The organism is Paracidovorax oryzae ATCC 19882, assembly GCF_000687165.1.
GTDB classification, from domain to species: Bacteria; Pseudomonadota; Gammaproteobacteria; order Burkholderiales; family Burkholderiaceae_C; genus Paracidovorax; species Paracidovorax oryzae.
Window position 1 is genome coordinate 144020 of the sequence record NZ_JMKU01000010.1, and the last position, 20197, is coordinate 164216.

Below are 20197 nucleotides of genomic sequence, written 5' to 3' on the forward strand. Positions count from 1 at the left end.
ATCCGCAAGGCTTGTTGAACGGACCAAGAGCACAAGAAGGCCTCCATGGCATATGCATTCGACTTCGGCGCCGTCTTCGACTACAGCGGCCAGCTGGCGCAGGGCGCCGCGTTCACGCTGGGGCTGACCACAGCCGGCGCCGTGCTGGGCGGCATCATCGGCGTGGCCGGCGGCGTCTGCCGCGCGTGGCGCATCGCGCCGCTGAACTGGCTGTTCAAGCTGTACGTGGAGGCCATCCGCAACACGCCCTTCCTGGTGCAGCTGATGTTCGTGTTCTTCGGCCTGCCCTCGCTGGGCCTGCAGCTCAATGAATGGCAGGCCTGCCTGCTGACCACGGTGGTCAACCTGGGCGCCTACCTCACGGAGATCGTGCGCGCCGGCATCCAGGAAACGCCGCGCGGCCAGCTGGAGGCCGCCAGCGCCCTCGGCATGAGCCGCTGGGCGTGCTTCCGGCACGTTGTGCTGCGGCCCGCGCTGCAGAAGGTGTGGCCCGCGCTCAGCAGCCAGATCGTCATCGTGATGCTGGGCACCTCGGTGGTGTCGCAGATCGCGGCGCAGGACCTGACCTTCGCCGCCAATTTCATCCAGTCGCGCAATTTCCGCGCGTTCGAGACCTATATCGTGGTGACGGCGCTCTACTTCGCGCTGGCCCTGCTGCTGCGCCAGGCGCTGGCCTGGATCGGGCAGCACGTCATCGTGGCGCGCCGCGCGCCGGCCACGTCCACGCCCCGCCCCGCCGCCGCGCCGGCCGGAGACGCCGCATGATCGCCGACATTCCCCTGCTGCCCATCCTGCTCAAGCTGGCCGAAGGCCTCTGGGCCACCCTGCTGCTGTCGCTCATGGCCTTCGCGCTGGGCGGCGCGGCCGGCTTGGCCGTGCTGTTCGCCCGCGTGGGCCGCCACCCCGGCCTGCAGCGCGTGAGCCGCACCTATATCCAGGTCTTCCAGAACACGCCGCTGCTCATGCAGATGTTCCTGGTGTTCTTCGGCGCCTCCATGGCGGGCCTGGACGTATCGCCCTGGACGGCCGCCGCCATCGGCCTCACGCTCTACACCAGCGCCTACCTGGCCGAAGTCTGGCGCGGCTGCGTGCAGGCCATCCCGCGCGGGCAGTGGGAGGCATCGTCCAGCCTCGCCATGGGCTACTTCCAGCAGATGCGCCACGTGGTGCTGCCGCAGGCCGTGCGCCTGGCCATCGCGCCCACCGTGGGCTTCTCGGTGCAGATCGTCAAGGGCACGGCCGTGGCCTCGATCATCGGCTTCGAGGACCTCACCAAGCTCGGCTCCATGCTGGCCAACGCCACCTTCCAGCCCTTCCTCATCTACGGGCTCGTCGCCGCCGGCTACTTCCTGCTGTGCTGGCCGCTGTCCGCCTGTGCATCCCATCTGGAGAAGAAACTCTATGCCGCTCGTTGACGTCTGCGCCGTACACAAATACTACGGTGACAACCATGTGCTCAAGGGCGTGGACCTGCGCGTCGAAAGCGGCCAGGTCGTCGCCATCATCGGCCGCAGCGGCTCGGGCAAGAGCACGCTGCTGCGCTCCATCAACGGGCTGGAATCGATCAACGACGGCCAGATCGTCGTCGATGACGCCGTGCTCAAGGGGTCGCAGGCCACGCCCGCGCAGCTGCGCGCGCTGCGCCTGAACGTGGGCATGGTGTTCCAGCAGTTCAACCTGTTCCCGCACCTCACGGCGGGCGAGAACGTGGCGCTCTCGCCCGTGGTGGTCAAGGGCGTGAAGAAGGCCGAGGCACGGCAACTGGCCCGCGAGATGCTCGCCAAGGTGGGCCTGGCCGAGAAGTACGACGCCTACCCCGACCAGCTCAGCGGCGGCCAGCAGCAGCGCGTGGCCATCGCCCGCGCCCTGGCCATGCAGCCCAAGGTGCTGCTGTGCGACGAGATCACCTCGGCGCTGGACCCGGAGCTGGTCAACGAAGTGCTGGCCGTGGTCAAGCAGCTGGCCACCGAGGGCATGACGCTCATCATGGTCACCCACGAAATGCGCTTCGCGCGCGACGTGGGCGACCAGCTGGTATTCATGCACCAGGGCCGCGTGCACGAATGCGGGCCTGCCAAGGAATTGTTCGCCAACCCGAGCACGCCGGAACTGGCCGGCTTCATCGGCGCGGTGCAATGAGCGGGGGCGTGGTGCTGCCGGTGCAGCCCCTCACCGCCGAAGCCTTCGCGCCCTACGGCCAGGTGATCGCGCTGGGCGGCAGCGGCACCCGGCAGATCTCCATCAACGAGGGCCGCTGCATGCGCCACCACGACCTGGCCCGGCCCGTCGCTGCCGAACCCGGCGCCGTGGCCTTCAGCCTGTTCGATGCCGCCGCCACCGCGCTGCCCGCGCGGCTCACGCTGATGGAGCGGCACCGGCTGGGCAGCCAGTCCTTCGCGCCCTTCGGCGCCGCGCTGCAACTGGTGGCCGTGGTGGCCGATGCGGGCATCGCACCCGAGGCGCTGGGCCCGGAGCACCTGCGCGCCTTCGTCACCGATGGCCGGCAGGGGCTGCAGCTGGCGCCCGGGGTGTGGCACCACCCGCTGCTGTCGCTGCAGGCCGGCCCCTGGCTGGTGGCCGACCGCATCGCGGCAGAAGCGGATTGCGACGTGGTGCGCATCGACGGCTGGGGAGTGCACTGCGGCCGGTAATGCGGCACGCGACTATCGATATGCGGCTTCTTTCGTAGCCGATACGCGGCAGCGTCTTCAGTATGCAGGCTTCGACCTTCAGCCGTCCCGCCTGCCATGCCCACCGCATCGAAGCACCGCACTTCCTCCCATCGCCTTGCCCGCCGCAGCCTGCACACCGCGGCACTGCTGCTCTCCGCCGCTGGCCCCACCTTGCTGTGGCCCGTTGCCGCCCATGCCACCAATGGCTACTTCTCCCACGGCTACGGCGCCAAGGGGCTGGGCCAGGCGGGCGTGGGCATCGCCTGGGGGCAGGACGCGCTGGCGGCGGCCACCAACCCCGCCAACACCGCCCTGGTGGGAGACCGCGTGGATGCCGGCGCCAGCGTGTTCCTGCCGCGCCGCAGCGCCCGCATCACGGGCAACGCCTTCGGCCCGGACGACACCTACGACGGCAACGGCCGCAAGACCTTCCTCGTGCCCGAATTCGGCATCACCCGCCAGCTCTCGGACCAGTGGGGCGTAGGCATCGCGGCCTACGGCAACGGCGGCATGAACACCGACTACGAACGCAACCCCTACGGCCGCTTCGGCGCCCAGGGCCGGGCCGGCGTGAACCTGGAACAGCTCTTCATCACGCCCTCGGTCGCGTGGAAGCCCAACCCGCAGCACAGCTTCGGCCTGGGGCTGAACCTGGCCTACCAGCGCTTCTCGGCCAAGGGCGTGGGCATCTTCTCGGGCTTCTCGTCCGCGCCGCAGCAGGTGAGCGACCAGGGCACCGACAGCAGCCTGGGCGCCGGCCTGCGCCTGGGCTGGACGGGCACCGTGGCCTCGGGCGTGACGCTGGGCGCCACCTGGGCCTCGAAGATCCGCGGAAAGTTCGACGACTACCGCGGCCTCTTCGCCGACGGCGGCCGCTTCGACGTGCCCGAGAACTACGGCATCGGCATCGCCTGGCGCCCGAACGGTGCCTGGACGCTGGGTGCCGACCTGCAGCGCATCCGCTACAGCCGGGTCGCCGCCGTGGGCAACCCGCTCGCGCCGCTGCTGCGCGGCGTGCCGCTGGGCGCGGCCGGCGGGCCGGGCTTCGGCTGGCGCGACGTCAACGTGGTCAAGCTGGCCGTGGCCTACCAGGTGTCGCCCACGCTCACGCTGCGCGGCGGCATCAGCCATGCCACGCAGCCGGTGCCGTCCAGCGAGACCTTCCTGAACGTGCTGGCACCCGGCGTGGTGCAGGACCACCTGACCCTGGGCGCCACCTGGAAGACCGACAGCGGGCTGGAAGTGACCGGCTACGCCGCCCATGCGTTCGGCAAGACGGTGCGCGGCAACGGCTCCATCCCGCCCGGCAATCCGCCGGCCGGCTTCGGCGGCGGCAATGCCGACGTGCGCTTGAAGGAAACGCTGTTCGGCGTGGCGCTGGGCTGGACTTTCTGAGAGCGCCGACACCGCCCTTGCGGCCTCGATGGGCGCGCCGCCAAAGCCCAGCACGGCTTCGCTGGTTTTGTCAGCCGCGCTGAACACTCCCTGAGTACCATGGCGCGCTCCGGGCTCGTGCGGCGAGCGGGGCGCGTCGGTGTCGGCTGCCGCCACTCCGTCTTTCTTTCTCCTCTTCCTTTCGCCGGCGAGCTGCACTGCGCAGCGCGGCCTGCCCCTGGCGTCCTGCGCGCTGGCTTGAAGAAAAGAGAAAGGTGCGACCTGAGATGAGCTTGCTGACCGAATTCCTCGAAGTGGCCGCGCAACGCCCGGACGCGTTGGCGGTGGTGGAAGACGAACGCCGCGTGCCGTACCGGGAACTGGCGCAACTGGTCGGCCAAGTCGCCGCCGGCCTGCGCCGGTCGGGCGTGGAGCCCGGCGACCGCATCGCCATCCATCTGGGCAACCGCCTGGAACTGGTGGCCCTGTACTACGCCTGCCTCGGGGCCGGCGCGGTGATCGTGCCGCTGCACCAGCGGCTCGTTTCCGGCGAGATCGACCATCTGCTGGCCCACAGCGGCGCGCGCTACTACGTGGGCGACCACGAGAACCATGCCCGCCATGCCGCGATGATCGGGCGCCACGCCGCCATCGAGCGCGCCTGGATCGTCGATGGCGGCCCGCTGCTGTCGGGCATCTTCCAGCCCTGGTCCGCGTTGCCCGCGTCGGCCGGGCCGGCCACGCCGGGCGTTGCGCCCGATGCGCTCGCTTCCATCTTCTACACGTCCGGCACCACCGGCACGCCCAAGGGCGTGGTGCATTCGCAGGCCACGCTGGCCGCGGCGGTCGAGCTGATGCTCGCGACCATGCCGCCGCCTGCGGCGCAGGGCGTGGCGGGTACGGGCGCGGTGCATTCCATGCTGGACGCCATCGTGCCCTGGAGCATCCTGATGATCCTCGCCGCGCACCGCCTGGGGCGCGCGGTCGCCCTGCTGCCCACGCTGTCGGCGGACACCACCCTCGCCCTGCTGCAGCGGCAGCCACTGAGCTTTCTCAAAGGCACGCCCTCGCACTTCAAGAACCTGCTGGCCTGCGCGCAGCAGGCCGGCGGGCCGGATCACGCCGCCCTGGCGCACACCTTCTGCGTGGCCGGCGGCGACCTGTGCCCGCCCGAACTCGGCCAGGCCTGGCGGGCGCAGTGGGGCTGCGCGCTGCGCACCACCTACGGCATGACCGAGTCCGGCGGCCCCATCTTCTGCCAGCCCGATGTCGGCGCGACCGTGCAGCCCTCGATCGGCTGGCCGCTGCCCGGGGTGGACGTGCAGCAGGCCGGCACCGGCGAGCTGCTGGCGCGCTCGCCGGCCAACACCCTGGGGCTGTGGAACGGCCGGGCGCCCGACCGGCTGCCGGCGGACCGCTGGCTCGGCACGGGCGACCTGGTGCGGCGGCAGGAGGGCGGCTGCTATCTCATCGACGGCCGCGAGAAGGACCAGCTGAAGTCCGACGGCTACCCGATCTCGCCGCTGGAAGTCGAGCAGGCGCTGCTGAAGCTGCCCGCCGTGGCCGAGGCCGTGGTCTTCGGCATTCCCGACCCGGTGACCGGCGAACGCGCCGTGGCGATGCTGCGCACCGCGACCGGCGGCCCCATTCCCGAGCAGGCCTTGAAGGACCACCTCACCGACCTGATCGCCGAATACAAGCACCCGCGCCAGTACCTGTTCGTCGATCGCATTCCCATGAGCTCGGCCGGCAAGCTCAGCCGCAAGCAGCTGGCGGGCGACTACCTGCGTGCCCTGGGCGCGGACGCGCCGCGCTGACCCGCCCGCTGGTGGCGCGGGCCCGCTCAGGCCGCTGCAGCTATGGCCGCCGCCGGGGCCGCATGCGCCCGCACGATGTCCTCCGTCACCCGCAGGAACGCATCCACGTCCTGCGCCGTATTGCAGTGCAGCGGCGACACGCGCACCGCGCCCGTGAGGCCGAAGGATTCGAGCATGCGCCGCGAATACAGGCTCGCCACGCTGCGCTCATAGACCGTCACGCCGCGCAGTCCGTATTCGTGCACGGCCTGGGTGCAGTCCACGCCGTCGATGCCGATGGCGATGATGAGGTCGCGCAGGGTGAGGTCCGGGTGGTCCAGGAACACCTGCACGCCGGGCATGCCGCGCAGGCCGCGGCGGGCGCCGCCATCTCCATCGCCATATCCATCGCCATCACCGTCCAGCAGGCGCGCCAGCAGGGCGCGCTCATGCAGCATGATGCGCTCGATGCCGGCCGCGAACAGGGCCCGGCGCGGCGGCTCGCCGGCATCCGCGCCCGCGTCCAGCGCGGCGGCCAGTTCCGGCAGTTCCTTCAGGGCCTGGCAGCCCAGCCAGCAGACGTAGTCGGCGATCTCGGTCACCACGGCGAACTGCCAGGGCGAGGAGCTGCCCAGGTCCCAGAAGCCCTCCGGCTTGGCCGAGAGCTTGTGGTGCGGCAGCGCGGCAGCGCGATCCGACAGCCAGGCCAGGCCGGAGCCCCGGCAGCCGAAGAACTTGTAGGGCGCGAGGTTGATGCCGTCCACCGGCGTCTTCTGCAGGTCGATCAGGCCATGCGGCGCGTGCTGCACGGCATCCACCACGATGTAGAGGTCGGGCTTCACGGCGCGGGCCGCGGCCACGATGCGCTCCAGGTCCAGCTTGGCGCCAGAGATGTTGGAGGCGTAGATCACGTTGAGCAGCGTCGTGCCCTCGTCCACCAGCCGCACGATGGCGTCCACGTCCACCCCGCCCGTGGCCGGGTTGCTGGGTGCCACGCGCAGTTCGCGCCCGGTCTCGCGCGCATAGCGCTCCATGGCGTCGTAGGACGAGGGGTGCTCCAGCACGGTCGTGACCATGTTGGTGCCCGGCACGTTCAGCGCGATGGCGCGTACCATCTCGAACATGGCGCCCGATGCGGTGAGCGCGGCATGCACGCTGCCGCCCTCGGCGTTCAGCATCATGCGCAGGTCGTCGGTGCCGGTGGCCTGGATGGCCTGCAGCTCGCGCGCCACGGGGTGGATGCGCTCGGTGTTGTCGGGCACGGCGTCGATCTGCGCGAAGCGCTCCACCGCCGCCTTCAGGCGGAAGGAGCCGCCCGCGTTGTCGAAATACAGCCGCGGTCGCCCCGCATGGTCGTGGTCCACCTGCAGGAAGCGGCCCCGCACCTCGCGCATCACCGCCTCGGGGAACAGCAGGCCCTGCGGGTAGCGGGCCGAAATCGCGTCGTGGCCGGCCATCACACGCCCTTCTTGCTGGGGTTGCGGTAGGCCTCGCGCACGGCGTCCGTCATCGGGAAGTTCAGGTTCACGTTGTTGGGCGGGATCGGCTGGGTGAACCAGCGGGCGTAGAGGCGCTCCATCTCGCCGCTCTTCATGAGCTGGGTGACGGTCTCGTCCACCACCGCCTCGAACTGCGGGTCGTTCTTGCGGAACATGATGCCGTAGGGCTCCTGGCGCAGCACCACGTCGCGCAGCATGCGGTATTCGCCCGGGTTGGGCGAGGAGGCGATGAGGCCTGCCAGTTGCACGTCGTCCAGCACATAGGCGTCGGCCCGGCCGTTGGCCAGCAGCAGGAAGGCGTCGGCCGTGTCCTTGCCGCTCAGCTCGCGCACCTCCAGCGCCTCGGCGCGCTTGTAGGTGCGCAGCAGCTGCACCGAGGTGCTGCCCGCCACGGTGGCCACCGTCTTGCCCGCGAGATCCGACAGGGAGTTGATGCCCGAGTTCTTCTTCACCGCCACGGTGATGCCCGCCACGAAATGGCTGGGCGCGAACGCCACCATCTGCTGGCGCACCACGGAATTGGTCGTGGTGGCGCAGTCCAGGTCCACCGTGCCGTTCTGCATCAGCGGAATGCGGTTGAGCGAATTGAGCAGGGTGTATTGCACGCGCAGCGCCGGCAGGCCCAGCTTGGCCTTCACCGCATCGACGATCTTCAGGCAGATGTCGTTGGAAAAGCCCACCGGGTCGCCGCTGCCCTTGGGGCTGTACGAGAACGGGATCGAGCTGTCGCGGCTGCCGATGTGGATCACCCCGGTCTGCTTGATGCGTGCCAGCGTGTCGATCTCCTGCGCGCTGGCGGCGGCGCCGTGGGCCAGCAGGCAGGCGCCCAGCACGGCGGCCAGGGACGAGGACGAGAAAAGGCGGCGGGAAGTCATGGCGGGCACTCCTGGAGGAAGGCGGCGGCGGATGGAGGAAAAGCCGCGGGCGGTCAGCGCCACGGCCGGGATGCAGCCCATTGTGAGAGTCGTGTCATTTCTCGAAAAGCGATTTTTTGTGCTCGAATCGCATGAATAAAAGCGATGAATCGACACCCGCCATGATGACCTTCAAGCAACTGGAAGCCCTGTACTGGATCGGCCAGCTCGGCGGCTTCGCGCCGGCCGCCCGCAAGCTGCACACCACGCAGTCCGCCATCTCCAAGCGGGTACACGAGCTGGAGCAGATCTTCGACACCGCCCTGTTCGACCGCAGCCAGCGCAGCGCGCGCCTGACCGAGAAGGGCGAGGAGATGTTCATGCTGGCGCGCAAGCTGCTGCGCGAGCGCGATGCGGCGGTGGAGCAGTTCGGCAAGCCCGGCGTGATCGAGCGCCGCCTGCGCATCGGCGTGACGGAACTCACGGCCATGACCTGGCTGCCCCGCCTGGTGGGCCTGGTGCGCGCGCACTACCCCAAGGTCACGCTGGAGCCCGACGTGGACGGCAGTCTGCCCCTGCGCGACAAGCTGCTGGCCGACGCGCTGGACCTCGTCATCGTGCCCGACGCCTTCGCCGACAGCCGCCTGCCCGCCAAGCCCGTGGGCCAGGTCGAGAGCGCCTGGATGTGCCGCCCCGGCCTCGTGCAGCCTCCCGCCCCCGGCCGCCCCGTGCGCCTGCACGACCTGGCCGCCCACCGCCTGCTGGTGCAGGGCAGCGCCTCCGGCACCGGCCGCATCTATGACGGCTGGATGCGCGAACGCGGCGTGGAGCCCGCGGACACCCTGGTGGTCAGCAATTTGATCGCCCTGGCCGGCCTCACCATCTCCGGCCTGGGCGTGAGCTACCTGCCCCGCCACTGCCTCGCCCCCCTGGTCGCCGCAGGCATGCTGGCCGAGATCGAGGTGCAGCCACCGCTGCCGCCCGTGCCCTATGTGGCGATGGTGCGGGGGGAGCAGCGCAGCGCGCTGGTGGCGTCGGTGATCATGCTGGCGCAGTCGTGCTGTGACTTCACGCGGGTGTTTCAGGTGGGGGTGGATGTGGGGGCGATGTGAGTAGGGGCTGTTGACGGCCATGAGCCGTCGCTGATGCGATCAAGAAGCAGGCAGTCAACGTTTGAATTCACCGAACAGCGCAGATTTTGCGCAGGTCCGGCGTAATGATGGATTAGGCAATATTGGGAAAACCAACTACACACACTGCGTGCACTCACGGCAGGTCTATCCAGTTCTTGCTGGCAATGGTATTAAGAGTAGGAAATGTGTAGCTCTTCATATTTGGGTAGGTATTTTTCGCTTCGCTCAACATTTGTTTGAGAGTCTTTCTGTATGAAGCCAATACCTTTAAGAAATCAAAAACATCCTTTTCCTGAAGCGCAACACTTGGAGCAGCTTGAATGCTGTTCAATATACGCTGAAGCGCAAACTTAGGCGCTTGATTTTTCAGGATGCACCACAAGTTTATTGCAACGTACATTTCTGAATTTATTTTCGGAATCGCTGCACTTGACGACCCTACCGGATTGGATTGGGAGCCGGCACCCGATGCGCCCTGCCCGCCCCCCGTAGATAATCCTGGTATCTGCATGTGCTGCAATGGATCCACCAGTGGCGGCAACTGCTGCCCAAGAATGCCTAGGAATGCCTTCGCGCAGTCTTTGCCAACAGAGAATGTATCCTCGTATTTAGTCTTTTTGTGCTTGTAATAAAAAATCGTATGCTCATTTTCCAGGTCGCCGCAACACCCTTCAATTTTGCGTTCGGGCAGCAGCACCATTCTTGATATGACTCTTACCTCATAATCTCTGCAAATTTGCTTTTTCTTCTCGTCGCCTCTGCAATTATCGATCTTATCAGCCACAGTTGTTTCCTTATTGTTGAACATGGTGAGTGGACCAACACCCAGGGTAAGCAGCGCCGGAGCACCAAAGGTGCGGAGGCTACTAAAAAGGGCCGTAAAAATACCAAAGGCATGGCCCTTGTTGGCGCCCGCTTGACCGAGTAGTTAGAAGCCGATACCTCAGACTCAACAAATCAAAAAATCACCATAAAATTACCATTTTCATAGTCATCATGAACTAACAGCAATGCAGGCATTCAGCCTACCGCGGCTCAATGAGGAGGAACTGGATACAGTTACCCAGCCGGCCGACGACCAAAATCCACCCCTCACATGCCAAGCGCCTGCTTTCACATATAACTTTGACACAATCGGAGATCGGTGGGAGATTTAGACTTTGCGGTACTGGAAGTTAAAGGCTGGAGCCTTCAAATCGACGACTTCGATCTTTCCTTCGGCGCGAAGCTTCTGCAGTGCTTTCTTGACCTTGTTGATATCGTCTTCGCCGCTCAACTGACGCGCAAGCTTGTTGGTCATGTAAGTTCCCGGATTCTCATCAAGGTGCTGTAATACTACATCCTCGATCGAAGCCATGCGTTGATGGCGGATTGTTACCACGAATGCATTGCCGCGCTGCTCAAAAGCAGGGGCGACTAGACCTGCCTTTTTGAGTTCGTTGCGCACAGTATCAAGTCCCTCACCAATGTCGTGATTCAAGGGGTTGGGAAGATTGTGGAGCATGCGAACGAGATTTGGATTCCGGGAAAATCGCTCGTCGTAGAGGTTGTCTAACGTCACGTATCCTGGCAACTTGCCTGGGCTTGATATTTCGATCCGGTTGTCAAATATACGGATGTGCACATCGTCGTTTAGGCTGTAGTCCCTGTGGATCACTGCATTAACGAGCACCTCCTTGATTGCTTCAGCTGGATATTTGAGCGCAACAAGCTTACTCCCTTCGTAGTAAGACGCTCCTTCCACTAACTCCGCCACCTTAGCGATAGCATCGAAGATTTGCATCTCGATAGGTCCGTTGATTGTTGCAGGCATCTCGGCCAGGTGCTCACGCTTGTACTCGGCCTCGGTTGTTCGCAATCGGTAGACTTTTATCGCGCAGCGGGTTTCAACAGAGGCCTGCGGCTCCTCATCGAATAGGAGGACACAGCCCACATTCGGAATTTGCTTTGTCTTTCGCTCTGTGAGCAGTCTCTGCTTTCGAAGGAACCGCTCAGGCTCCAGCGATGTTTCTACTCGTCGCATATAATCAACGAGCACTTTTGAATTGATAATCTCTACTAGATCAACTGAATCAACTGCGACTCTTTCATAGGGAGTCGAACCTTTTGAATAGGCGAGAGTAGTTACCCGCTCGCCTTTGAGCTTGACTTTGCCTGCGTTCAATCGCATGTAGCAGTCACCGCTACTTGTATAGTGAACCTTGGGGCTCTTGGGAATAGACAGATGGAGTATTTGCCCCATCTTTGAGACTTGAAGAAACTCTACAGAAACATTCTCTACTGCGGGTGTTGTTTGCTCCAAAAGAACGGCCAAGACAGCATTAGCTTCCTCCTTGTTGCCGAATGGTCGAACGCGATCACCCTTGTACTTTTTGTCCTCCAGTCCAATGTAGAGTTCGCCCCCATCAGCGTTCGCAAAGGCTACAAATGTCTCTTGCAGCTTAGAAGGCTGTATTTCCTTACCTTTGACATCGAAAAAGTGGTCCTCGTCAGCGGCGAGCAGCGACTGCAGTTCGGCGGATGATAGGTTGCGTTCTTCTATCATGGTGGTTTTGAGAATAGAAATACCTATACTGACTGCTCAATCTTCAATATGGTGCGGAGTAGAGGAATCGAACCTCCTACGTCCCCCTTGGTCGCGATCACTTGATTAGACACATTAATAACTCGTTTGGGCTGGAATTTTTCTCACCAGAGCTCCGCAGGAACGCAAAACCGCACCAAACCATAGCCATGCTGTTTTTCAGAATAGCGATTGAGTTTTCCATAGACACCTCCATGCATACTGCAATTAAGCCAAACAAGAAAGCGAAGATTTCCAACCCAAACGAAATCGTTATGTGAATTTCAATGTGAACGTGGATCTCCAAGAAGTATGGGCAAGACCGCCCGATATCAATGCAAAACTCAATAACTGTGCATCAAAATTTCCTGAAAACTCTGCATCCTTGCCTACAAACAAAATAATCCACAATATGCCACTCCGCAAGACTTCAGTGTAATTGCCAGCAAAATCTCTACACGAGCCTCGCAGCCTTAATTCGGCTATATGATGTAGCAAAATGTAGCAGCGAATCAGTCATGACGCTCGCCCCTCCTGTGTTGCGTACTGCACGGTTGCTAGAGTCTCAGAGCAAATTCATTACAAACACTATAACCTGTTATACAACAGGCCTGTGCGCGACAGGTGCGCATGTTGTGACCTGCACAGGTTGCGGTGTTCGAGAGACATGGATAGATAGACAGAGCGATCTTTCCTGGGTAGCTAAACAGGATCGGATGACCCGGACCGCCGCGCCAACAAATCAGACAGCTTCCGAATTCCCGCCTGCAAGCGCGCACGGTTCTGGATGCCGCCAGCGAGATCCGGATGGCATTGGCATGCACAGCTCCGCCACCCGTCGCAAACGCCTCCCCCGGCATGACGGCAATGCCCTCACTGTGGGTCGCACGTGCGAGTTCCGAAGAACTCCAATATCCCGGCAACTTCAGCCATACATGCAGGCCGTCTCCGAGCCGCTGTAACGCCCCGCCAGAAGATCCGCAGCCATCCAGCGACGCAGGCGCGCTTCCTTACGCACACCCTCCATCAACTCGGCCGCTGGACCGCCGAGGATCCACTGCGTGGCTAATGCGGCCACCAGGGGCGCGGCCATCAGCGCAAGGCCTTCAGCGCAGCCAGAAAACATACGCGTTCGTGCGGGTCACGCATCAGGACGAAGGCGACGCGCAGGCCGGGCGTCAGGCACTTCAACAGGGTCGCGCTATAGCTCACCCTTTCCGGAGCGAACGCGGCGATGGGCGGCGGCGGGGCAGCGGCCAAGAGCCAGTAGGGGTCGTCCTCGATAATGTGCACCTTGCAACGCAGCGCGATGGCGGCCAGTGCCTTGCGCCGGTGCGCCGGCGCACCGGCATGGTGATGGCGGTCGGGTTCTGCAGCGTCGGGTTGAGATGCACCAGCCCGGGCCGGTGCGGGCGGCACGCCTGCTCCAGCACCTTGGGCACCCCCTTGCCCGTCCGCTTCCACCGCCACGATGCGCCGGCCGAATTGAGCGGCTGCGGCCAGCGCGCCGGGATGGGTTGCGGGCTCCGCGAGGATCGCATCGCCCGGCTCGGCTCCATCAGCGCCAGAATCAGTGCCGTGATCGCCGCCTGCGCACCGGAGCAGACGACGACCTGCCCGGCCTCCACATCGCCCAGCATTGGCCTGAGCCATCGGGCCCCGGCCTCCCGGTCGGCTCGCTGCTGCCGCCCCGGTGGTAGGTCAGCATCCGCCCGCATCAGCACTTGGGACGCGCCTTGCTTCAACAGGTCGCCAAAGTCCACGCCTTCCGGTGGCGGAGGGATGTTCATACCCAGGTCGAGGTTCGAGGTGCATTCGACTTTCGGCGCCGCGGCATAGGCGCCCCGGGCGCCGCGCCCCTCCAGCAGGTGGTGGCGCCGGGCCTCGTCGTAGGCGCGCGTGACAGTCGTGAGACCGACGCCCAGCCGAGCCGCCAGCAGGCGCTGCGGCGGATGACAGTCGCCCGGGGCCAGGGCCCCCCGCCTGCAAGGCATCCGCGATTTGCAAGAAGCGTGAGCCGCCCTGCCCGGCTAATTGGGGCAGCCAGAGGGTCGCGTCGTCGTCGTCTTGCATGGATGATATGAAGGGGGGAATTGGCCCTGCATGTATGGATATTGCTCCCGCGTACCATGCCCGGAACGGGCGGCGGCTTCATCCTTGCATCCTTGCAGGGGCGTGGCTGGCGCCCTGGCGTCTCTCATCGAGGAGGCCGTGCCGCTTGCACGCACCGTGTCGGACGACGTCGGGCGCGGGCCAGGCCGGGGATGCGGCTTCCCCCCACAAAAACCATGAACCATCCCATCGATATCCTCGCCCACAACCAGGCCGCCTGGGACCGCCAGGCCGCTCAGGGCTGCGAATGGTCCGCCCCGGTCGGCCCTGAAGCCATCGCCGAAGCGCGCGCCGGGCGCTGGCAGGTCCACCTCACGCCGGGCCCGCTGCCCGCGGGATGGATGGAGCAGGTTGCCGGCCTGCGCATCCTCTGCCTGGCCGCCGGAGGGGGCCAGCAGGCCCCCATCCTCGCGGCGGCGGGCGCCGAGGTGACGGTGTACGACGCCTCTGCCGGCCAGCTCGCGCAGGACCGGGCCGTGGCCGAGCGGGAGCAGCTGGACCTGCGCTGCGTGCAGGGCGACATGCGGGACCTGGGCATGTTCGCCGATGCCAGCTTCGACCTCATCTTCCACCCCATCTCCAACCTCTACGTGCCGGACGTGCGGCCCGTGTGGCGGGAGTGCGCGCGCGTGCTCGTGTCCGGCGGCACGCTGCTGTCGAGCTTCTGGAACCCGGTGGTGTTCATCGGCGATCGGGACCCGGAACTGCGCGCCCAGGGCCTGGTGAAGCCGCTGTGGCGACTGCCCTATTCCGATGTGGAGCACCTGCCGCCCGAAGCCCTGGCGGACAAGCAGGGCCGGGGCGAGGCCCTGGTCTTCGGCCACACGCTCGCCGACCAGATCGGCGGGCAGCTGGATGCGGGCTTCATCCTGACGGGTTTCCATGAAGACTGGCAGCCGCATCCGCGCTTCGTGGTGGAGAACGCCATGCCGACGTTCATGGCGACGCGGGCGGTGAAGAGGGCTTGAGGGCAGCGTCGAAAATACCGGTCCGCGAGCCGTCGGCACCGCCCCGTCGCAAGGGCCGTTCCGCTGCACGATGGCTCACGCATCGCACCGCTCTGTCACGCCTTCGCCAGAGGAGCGCCCCTGCGCAGCCACGCTCCGGCCAGCGCGATGGCGAGCGCGACGCCCATCAGCCCGGCGTCCACCGCGAAGGTGATGTGCATGCCCCGCGCGACGGCAGCCGCGCTCGCGCTCGCGACATCGGCCGACGACGATGCTGCTGCGAACACCGCGCCCAGGGCCGCCACGCCGGTGACGAGGCCGAGGTTGCGCGCGAGGCTCAGCAGTCCGGAGACAAGACCGCGCTGCGCTGCGGCGGCGCCATGCATCAGCGCGGTGTTGTTGGCGGCCTGGAAGCTCGCGTAGCCCACCGTCGTCACCACGATGCCGGCGAGCCAACCCGCCACGCCCAGGCCCGATGGCAGCAACGCCAGCAGCAGGGTGCCCGCAAACATCGCGGCGAGGCCGGCAACCACCACTCGAGAGGCGCCGATGCGATCCACGACCCGCCCAGCCGGCGCCCCCGCCAGCGCAGACACCATCGGGCCGCACGACAGTACGACGCCCACGATGCCCGCTGGCAAGGCCAGCGCGCGGGCGAGGTAGAACGGGCCGACCACGAGCGTGGTGGCGATCACGGTCGCCACCAGCGCCGTCGTCGCGAGGCCCGCGCACAGCGCCGCGTCGCGGAACATCGAGAGCCGCACCAGCGGCGCGGCGGCACACGCCTCCACCGCCACGAACGCGAGCCCGCCGGCCAGTGCGGCGGCCATCCACGCGAGCGCATGGCCGCGGCCGACCGTCGTCGCGATCGCGTAGGCGGCGAGCGTGCCGGCCAGCAACACGGTGCCGGGAATGTCGAAGCGCGGCCCGGTGCCTGCGGCGGCAGGGCGCGCCATCGGCAGGTGCCGGCGCGCCAGCCACAGGTTGAGGAGGCCGACCGGCACGTTGACGAGGAAGATCGCGCGCCAGCCCAGGGCCGTGGTGAGCAGGCCGCCCAGCGACGGCCCGAGCGTCGTGCCGATGGCCGACATCGTGCCGAGCAGGCCCATCGCCGCGCCGGTGCGTTCGCGCGGCATCGTCTCGCCGACGAGCGCGACGGTCAGCGCCAGCATCGCCGCGGCGCCCAGGCCCTGCAGCACGCGCGCCGCCGCCAGCGTGGCGAGCGTCGGCGCGAGCCCGCACAGCAGCGAGGCGACAGTGAACAGTGCGACACCGGCGACGAGCAGCCGCCCGCGCCCGAGCAGGTCGCCGAGCCGGCCGGCGCCGACGATCAGCGCGGTGATGGTCAGCAGGTAGGCCAGCACCACCCACTGCACCTGCGCGAACGATGCACCGAGGGCGTGGGCGAGCACGGGCAGGCTGGCATTGGCAATGCTGGTGTCCAGCGAGGGCATCAGCATCGCCAGGCACAAGGCGGCGAGTGCGGGTCGGTTGTCGTTCATGGCGTCTTTCCGGAATCGTTCCCGGCAGCGTAGGGACGAACGAGCCCTGGCGGAAGACGCATGGATTGCATTGAATAGCTGCACGAGACGCCATGTCATGCCAAGATCGCGGCATGGCGCGACCCGACCTCAACCTGCTCGTGACGCTCGACGTGCTGCTTGCCGAGGGCAATGTGGCGCGCGCTGCGCGCCGCCTGGGCCTGAGCGCGTCGGCCATGAGCCGCTCGCTCGCGCGCCTGCGCGAGTCCACCGGCGACCCGCTGCTGGTGCGCGCCGGCCGCGGCCTGGTGCCCACGCCGCGCGCGATCGAACTGCGCGAACGGACGGGCCCGGCGCTGCGCGAGGCCGAGGCGCTGCTGCGGCCCGCAGAAGGCCTGGATCTCGCGCGGCTGGAGCGGACGTTCACGCTGCGCACGCGCGACGGCTTTGTCGAGAACTTCGGCGCCGCGCTGATCGCCCGCGTGGCGGCCGAGGCGCCCGGCGTCAGCCTGCGCTTCGCGCCCAAGCCCGACAAGGACAACGCACCGCTGCGCGACGGCAGCGTCGATCTCGAGACCGGCGTCGTCGGCCAGTCCACCGGCCCCGAGATGCGCGTGCAGGCGCTGCTGCGCGACCGCTTCGTGGGCGTGGTGCATGCGGGCCATGCGCTCGCGCGCGGACGCGTGACACCCGCGCGCTATGCGCAGGCCGGCCACGTCGTGGTGGAGCGGCGGCCCGGGCACCGCGGCGTCGTGGACGGCGCGCTGGAGCTGCTGGGCCTCGCGCGCCGCGTGGTGACGACGGTGGACAGCTTTGCCGGCGCGCTGGCGCTCGCGCGCGACACCGACCTGGTGGCGACGGTGCCCGAGGCGCACACGGCCCGGCTGCGCGCGGGGCTGAAGACATTCGCGCTGCCATTCGATCTACCGGACTTCACCGTGTCGCTGATCTGGCATCCGCGGATGCACGCGGACGCGGGGCACCGATGGATTCGCGAATGCGTGCGGGAGGTGTGCGCGGGCGGAAAGCAGCGCTCTACCCGGGCCGCCGCGCCAACAGATCGGACAGCTTCCGGAGCCCCGCCTGCAGGCGCCCACGGTCCCTGATGCCGCCCAGGGAGATCCGGATGGCATGGGCATGCACGGTTGCACCATCCGGCGCAAACGCTTCCGCCGGCATGACGGCAATGCCCTCGCTCCGGGTGGCCTGCGCCAGCTCTGCAGAACTCCAATACCCCGGCAACTCCAGCCACACATGCAGGCCGTCTCCCGAGCCGCTGTACCGCCCTGCCAGAAGGTCTCCCGCCATCCGGTGGCGCAGGCGCGCTTCCTTGCGCACGCCTTCCATCAACTCTGTCGCTGAACCGTCGAGGATCCACTGCGTGGCCACTGCGGCCGTCAGGGGCGCGGCCATCAGCGCGAAGGCCCTCATCGCGGCCAGGAAGCGTTCACGCTCGTGCGGGTCCCGCAGGAGCACGAAGGCGACGCGCAGGCCGGGCGTCAGGCATTTCGACAGGGTCGCGATGTAGGCCACCCGTTCCGGGGCGAACGTGGCGATGGGGGGCGGCGGGTTGTCGGCCAGCAGCCAGTAGGGATCGTCCTCGACGATGCGCAGCCTGCGACGCTGCGCGATGCTGGCCAGTGCCTTGCGCCGGTGTTCCGGCATGGTGACGGCGGTCGGGTTCTGCAGTGTCGGGTTGAGATACACCAGCCCGGGCCGGTGTTGGCGGCACGCCTGCTCCAGCGCCTCGGGCACCATGCCCTGCCCGTCCGCATCCACCGCCACGAGGCGCCGGCCGAATCGAGCGGCTGCGGCCAGCGCGCCGGGATAGGTCGCGGGCTCCACGAAGATCGCATCGCCCGGTTCCGTGAGCGCCAGGACCAGTGCCGCGATCGCCGCCTGCGCACCGGGGCAGACGACGACCTGTCCGGCCTCCACATCGCCCAGCATCGGCCTGATCCATCGGGCCCCGGCCTCGCGGTCGGCCTCGCTGCCTCCGCCCGGGTGGTAGGTCATCAGCAACCCGGCATCCGCCCGCATCAGGACCTGGGACACGCCCTGCTTCAGCAGCTCATCGAAGTCCACGCCCGCCGGTGGCGGGGGGATGTTCATGCCCAGGTCGAGGATCGGGGTCCATTCGATCTTCGGCGCCGCGACATAGGTGCCCCGGGCGCCACGCCCTTCCAGCAGGTGGCGGCGCCGGGCTTCGCCGTAGGCACGCGTGATGGTCGTGAGATCGACGCCCAGCCGTGCCGCCAGCAGGCGCTGCGGCGGCAGGCGATCGCCCGGGGCCAGGGATCCGTCCGCCACCGCGGCCTGCAGGGCATCCGCGATCTGGAGGAAGCGGGGCCCGCCCTGCGAGGCCAGTCGCGGCAGCCAGAGGGGCGCGTCGTCGTCTTGCATGGCGGGGATGGATGGCGGCGTGGGCCGTGGATGTATGGATATTGCTTCTGCGTACCATCTCCCGGAGCGGGTGGCGGCGGCATCCCTGCATTCTCGCCCTGCCGCCTTCCCCCATGCACCGTATCAGGCCACCCGCCCGGAAGCTCCCCAGATGATCGATTGGATCCCCGTAGTCTTCATTGTGTTCAAGGTGCTCGTGTTCGGCACGTGCATGTTCTTCGCCATCAAGTGGCATTACGACCAGGGTGGCAAGAAGATGGACAGGCGCGCGCTGCTGCTGGCCACCTGCAAGCTCAGTGCCGCCTTCCTGCTGGCGCTGGCGGTCGTGGTGTGGTTGACATTCGCGCTGGCCAGGCATCTGGGCATGGATTTGAGCCTGCCGTGATGGCAAAGACCGGGCGGGGATTGCAGGTCCGCGTCCGGTCTTGATCTGGCCGTTGAAGCCTGGTTCGCCGCCGGCAGCCATCACCGGACTGCGCCGCACGACGAATAAGCGCTTGGTCTTACCCGTTGTATGCCGTCAAGGCCATCCGGTGGTTCGACCAGTCAAAGGCTGCATTGAATGTTTCGATGGCCACCCGCTGGTCCGGGCCGAATTGCGGATCATGGCAGATGACGTTTCCGTCTCCGTCAACGCCTGTGAGCACGATCGCATGGGAGCCCCCGTCATCGCTGGGGTCCTCGATATGCGCCTCCAGCGGGCCATGCTCGTCCAGCAGGGACGCGATCTTTTCGGCACTCCACGTTTTGTCTGCAGGAGCGGCGACATTTTTGAGGTTGCCCTTGCGGTTCCTCGTGACGTAATCCAACTGCCCACTTATCTCCTTGGGCATGCCATTGGCATCGTATTTGTAGGCGAGCTTCTGCTTATCCAGCGGAGGCTGTCCGAAATAGGCACGCAACATATTCATCGTGGCCTCCCAGCAGCCACACGGTCCGTTCTGCCGGATATAAGGAACCGCCAATTTGCGGCCTCCCGACGAAGAACTGGATCCGGCACTCTGGAGATGCCCTCCGCCCACCTTTCTCGGGCTGCCCGCCGCGATGTCCAAGATGCCTTTTCTCGGGCGGATGCCAGGCGCCTGTGCATCGGGCAAGCTCCTGCCTGCGGCTAACGGCACAGCATTGCCGTGGGACGCGCTTTTGGCACGGGTGGCGGGTGCCTGTACGGCAGCTCCGCCATCGCGTGCCACATTCATGTTCCTGTGGGAAGTCACAGCATGGGTGATATGCATTTCATGGTCCAGATACAAAACTGCAGCGACTCTATGAAGTGCATCACGAACTGTGAAGTGCAGCGATTCGGCTGACAAGCGAATGCTTCGCCCAGGTGGCGAGCACCGCCTTCCCCGGACCTGCCGCG

17 protein-coding genes and 1 pseudogene are annotated in these 20197 nt (G+C 66.4%); 10 read left to right on the forward strand and 8 right to left on the reverse strand.

Features of this window, described 5'->3' with window-relative positions; all coding sequences use genetic code 11:
• The first annotated feature begins 45 nt into the window (after positions 1 to 45).
• The 6 genes from T336_RS0110310 to T336_RS0110335 all read left to right on the forward strand — a co-directional run bounded on the left by T336_RS0110310 (position 46) and on the right by T336_RS0110335 (position 5863).
• On the forward strand, positions 46 to 765 hold the full coding sequence (locus T336_RS0110310; protein ID WP_026432471.1) for an amino acid ABC transporter permease: 720 nt from the start codon (positions 46 to 48) through the stop codon (positions 763 to 765).
• Complete coding sequence (locus T336_RS0110315) at positions 762 to 1415, forward strand: amino acid ABC transporter permease (protein WP_026432472.1); 654 nt, start codon at positions 762 to 764, stop codon at positions 1413 to 1415. The genes T336_RS0110310 and T336_RS0110315 overlap by 4 nt, the downstream gene beginning before the upstream one ends.
• Positions 1402 to 2139, forward strand: a complete 738-nt coding sequence (locus tag T336_RS0110320; protein WP_026432473.1) for an amino acid ABC transporter ATP-binding protein — start codon at positions 1402 to 1404, stop codon at positions 2137 to 2139. The genes T336_RS0110315 and T336_RS0110320 overlap by 14 nt, the downstream gene beginning before the upstream one ends.
• Positions 2136 to 2651 carry an ureidoglycolate lyase gene (locus T336_RS0110325; protein WP_026432474.1) on the forward strand — a complete coding sequence of 172 codons (516 nt, stop codon included), beginning with the start codon at positions 2136 to 2138 and terminating at the stop codon, positions 2649 to 2651. The genes T336_RS0110320 and T336_RS0110325 overlap by 4 nt, the downstream gene beginning before the upstream one ends.
• Before the next feature lie 96 nt (positions 2652 to 2747).
• Positions 2748 to 4067, forward strand: coding sequence for an OmpP1/FadL family transporter (locus tag T336_RS0110330; protein WP_084151401.1), 1320 nt, complete (start codon positions 2748 to 2750; stop codon positions 4065 to 4067).
• A gap of 266 nt (positions 4068 to 4333) precedes the next feature.
• The gene (locus tag T336_RS0110335; RefSeq protein WP_026432476.1) at positions 4334 to 5863 is read left to right on the forward strand and encodes a class I adenylate-forming enzyme family protein; all 1530 of its coding nucleotides are present in this window, start codon (positions 4334 to 4336) and stop codon (positions 5861 to 5863) included.
• A 26-nt stretch (positions 5864 to 5889) separates the two neighbouring features.
• On the opposite strand, the gene T336_RS0110340 is transcribed toward T336_RS0110335, so the two are convergent.
• Entirely contained in the window at positions 5890 to 7299 is a 1410-nt protein-coding gene (locus tag T336_RS0110340) for an aminotransferase class V-fold PLP-dependent enzyme (RefSeq protein WP_026432477.1), read from the reverse strand.
• Positions 7299 to 8216 (reverse strand): amino acid ABC transporter substrate-binding protein, encoded by a 918-nt coding sequence (locus T336_RS0110345; RefSeq protein ID WP_026432478.1) that lies wholly within the window; start codon positions 8214 to 8216, stop codon positions 7299 to 7301. The genes T336_RS0110340 and T336_RS0110345 overlap by 1 nt, the downstream gene beginning before the upstream one ends.
• Positions 8217 to 8380: 164 nt before the next feature.
• Between T336_RS0110345 and T336_RS0110350 the strand changes: the two genes are divergently transcribed.
• Positions 8381 to 9307, forward strand: a complete 927-nt coding sequence (locus tag T336_RS0110350) for a LysR family transcriptional regulator (protein ID WP_026432479.1) — start codon at positions 8381 to 8383, stop codon at positions 9305 to 9307.
• 154 nt (positions 9308 to 9461) lie between these two features.
• On the opposite strand, the gene T336_RS26605 is transcribed toward T336_RS0110350, so the two are convergent.
• The 3 genes and pseudogenes from T336_RS26605 to T336_RS25010 form a co-directional block, all read right to left on the reverse strand.
• On the reverse strand, positions 9462 to 10112 hold the full coding sequence (locus T336_RS26605; RefSeq protein WP_156957832.1) for a UCP028583 family protein: 651 nt from the start codon (positions 10110 to 10112) through the stop codon (positions 9462 to 9464).
• Positions 10113 to 10481: 369 nt separating this feature from the next.
• The gene (locus T336_RS25005; RefSeq protein ID WP_035225658.1) at positions 10482 to 11873 is read right to left on the reverse strand and encodes an ATP-binding protein; all 1392 of its coding nucleotides are present in this window, start codon (positions 11871 to 11873) and stop codon (positions 10482 to 10484) included.
• A 720-nt stretch (positions 11874 to 12593) separates the two neighbouring features.
• A pseudogene (locus T336_RS25010) lies at positions 12594 to 13964 on the reverse strand (aminotransferase-like domain-containing protein).
• Positions 13965 to 14179: 215 nt separating this feature from the next.
• On the opposite strand from T336_RS25010, the gene T336_RS0110375 reads away from it, so the two are divergent.
• Positions 14180 to 14971, forward strand: coding sequence for a class I SAM-dependent methyltransferase (locus tag T336_RS0110375; protein WP_026432483.1), 792 nt, complete (start codon positions 14180 to 14182; stop codon positions 14969 to 14971).
• 95 nt (positions 14972 to 15066) lie between these two features.
• Here the strand turns inward: T336_RS0110375 and T336_RS0110380 are convergent, their stop codons facing one another.
• Complete coding sequence (locus T336_RS0110380; protein ID WP_026432484.1) at positions 15067 to 16452, reverse strand: MFS transporter; 1386 nt, start codon at positions 16450 to 16452, stop codon at positions 15067 to 15069.
• Between the two features lie 113 nt (positions 16453 to 16565).
• On the opposite strand from T336_RS0110380, the gene T336_RS25015 reads away from it, so the two are divergent.
• The gene (locus tag T336_RS25015; RefSeq protein WP_035225661.1) at positions 16566 to 17537 is read left to right on the forward strand and encodes a LysR family transcriptional regulator; all 972 of its coding nucleotides are present in this window, start codon (positions 16566 to 16568) and stop codon (positions 17535 to 17537) included.
• On the opposite strand, the gene T336_RS0110390 is transcribed toward T336_RS25015, so the two are convergent.
• Entirely contained in the window at positions 17467 to 18834 is a 1368-nt protein-coding gene (locus tag T336_RS0110390) for an aminotransferase-like domain-containing protein (RefSeq protein ID WP_026432485.1), read from the reverse strand. The two genes, T336_RS25015 and T336_RS0110390, sit on opposite strands and share 71 nt — an antisense overlap.
• A gap of 151 nt (positions 18835 to 18985) precedes the next feature.
• Here T336_RS0110390 and T336_RS0110395 point away from each other — a divergent pair, with 151 nt between their 5' ends.
• Positions 18986 to 19219: a hypothetical protein gene (locus T336_RS0110395; RefSeq protein ID WP_026432486.1), complete on the forward strand. Its 234-nt coding sequence runs from the start codon at positions 18986 to 18988 to the stop codon at positions 19217 to 19219.
• 118 nt (positions 19220 to 19337) lie between these two features.
• On the opposite strand, the gene T336_RS0110400 is transcribed toward T336_RS0110395, so the two are convergent.
• A complete protein-coding gene (locus T336_RS0110400; RefSeq protein ID WP_026432487.1) occupies positions 19338 to 20069 on the reverse strand; it encodes a papain-like cysteine protease family protein in 732 nt (243 codons plus the stop codon).
• Between the last annotated feature and the right edge of the window lie 128 nt (positions 20070 to 20197).

Excerpts from the sequence above, each read along its gene's own strand:
- T336_RS0110380 (WP_026432484.1), bottom strand. The coding sequence starts at position 16,452 with ATGAACGACAACCGACCCGCACTCGCCGCCTTGTGCCTGGCGATGCTG.
- T336_RS0110335 (WP_026432476.1), top strand. The coding sequence starts at position 4,334 with ATGAGCTTGCTGACCGAATTCCTCGAAGTGGCCGCGCAACGCCCGGAC.
- T336_RS0110340 (WP_026432477.1), bottom strand. The coding sequence starts at position 7,299 with ATGGCCGGCCACGACGCGATTTCGGCCCGCTACCCGCAGGGCCTGCTG.
- T336_RS0110315 (WP_026432472.1), top strand. The coding sequence starts at position 762 with ATGATCGCCGACATTCCCCTGCTGCCCATCCTGCTCAAGCTGGCCGAA.
- T336_RS0110395 (WP_026432486.1), top strand. The coding sequence starts at position 18,986 with ATGATCGATTGGATCCCCGTAGTCTTCATTGTGTTCAAGGTGCTCGTG.
- T336_RS0110390 (WP_026432485.1), bottom strand. The coding sequence starts at position 18,834 with ATGCAAGACGACGACGCGCCCCTCTGGCTGCCGCGACTGGCCTCGCAG.
- T336_RS0110325 (WP_026432474.1), top strand. The coding sequence starts at position 2,136 with ATGAGCGGGGGCGTGGTGCTGCCGGTGCAGCCCCTCACCGCCGAAGCC.
- T336_RS25005 (WP_035225658.1), bottom strand. The coding sequence starts at position 11,873 with ATGATAGAAGAACGCAACCTATCATCCGCCGAACTGCAGTCGCTGCTC.
- T336_RS0110345 (WP_026432478.1), bottom strand. The coding sequence starts at position 8,216 with ATGACTTCCCGCCGCCTTTTCTCGTCCTCGTCCCTGGCCGCCGTGCTG.
- T336_RS0110375 (WP_026432483.1), top strand. The coding sequence starts at position 14,180 with ATGAACCATCCCATCGATATCCTCGCCCACAACCAGGCCGCCTGGGAC.
- T336_RS0110310 (WP_026432471.1), top strand. The coding sequence starts at position 46 with ATGGCATATGCATTCGACTTCGGCGCCGTCTTCGACTACAGCGGCCAG.
- T336_RS0110320 (WP_026432473.1), top strand. The coding sequence starts at position 1,402 with ATGCCGCTCGTTGACGTCTGCGCCGTACACAAATACTACGGTGACAAC.
- T336_RS0110400 (WP_026432487.1), bottom strand. The coding sequence starts at position 20,069 with ATGCATATCACCCATGCTGTGACTTCCCACAGGAACATGAATGTGGCA.
- T336_RS0110330 (WP_084151401.1), top strand. The coding sequence starts at position 2,748 with ATGCCCACCGCATCGAAGCACCGCACTTCCTCCCATCGCCTTGCCCGC.
- T336_RS25015 (WP_035225661.1), top strand. The coding sequence starts at position 16,566 with ATGGCGCGACCCGACCTCAACCTGCTCGTGACGCTCGACGTGCTGCTT.
- T336_RS0110350 (WP_026432479.1), top strand. The coding sequence starts at position 8,381 with ATGACCTTCAAGCAACTGGAAGCCCTGTACTGGATCGGCCAGCTCGGC.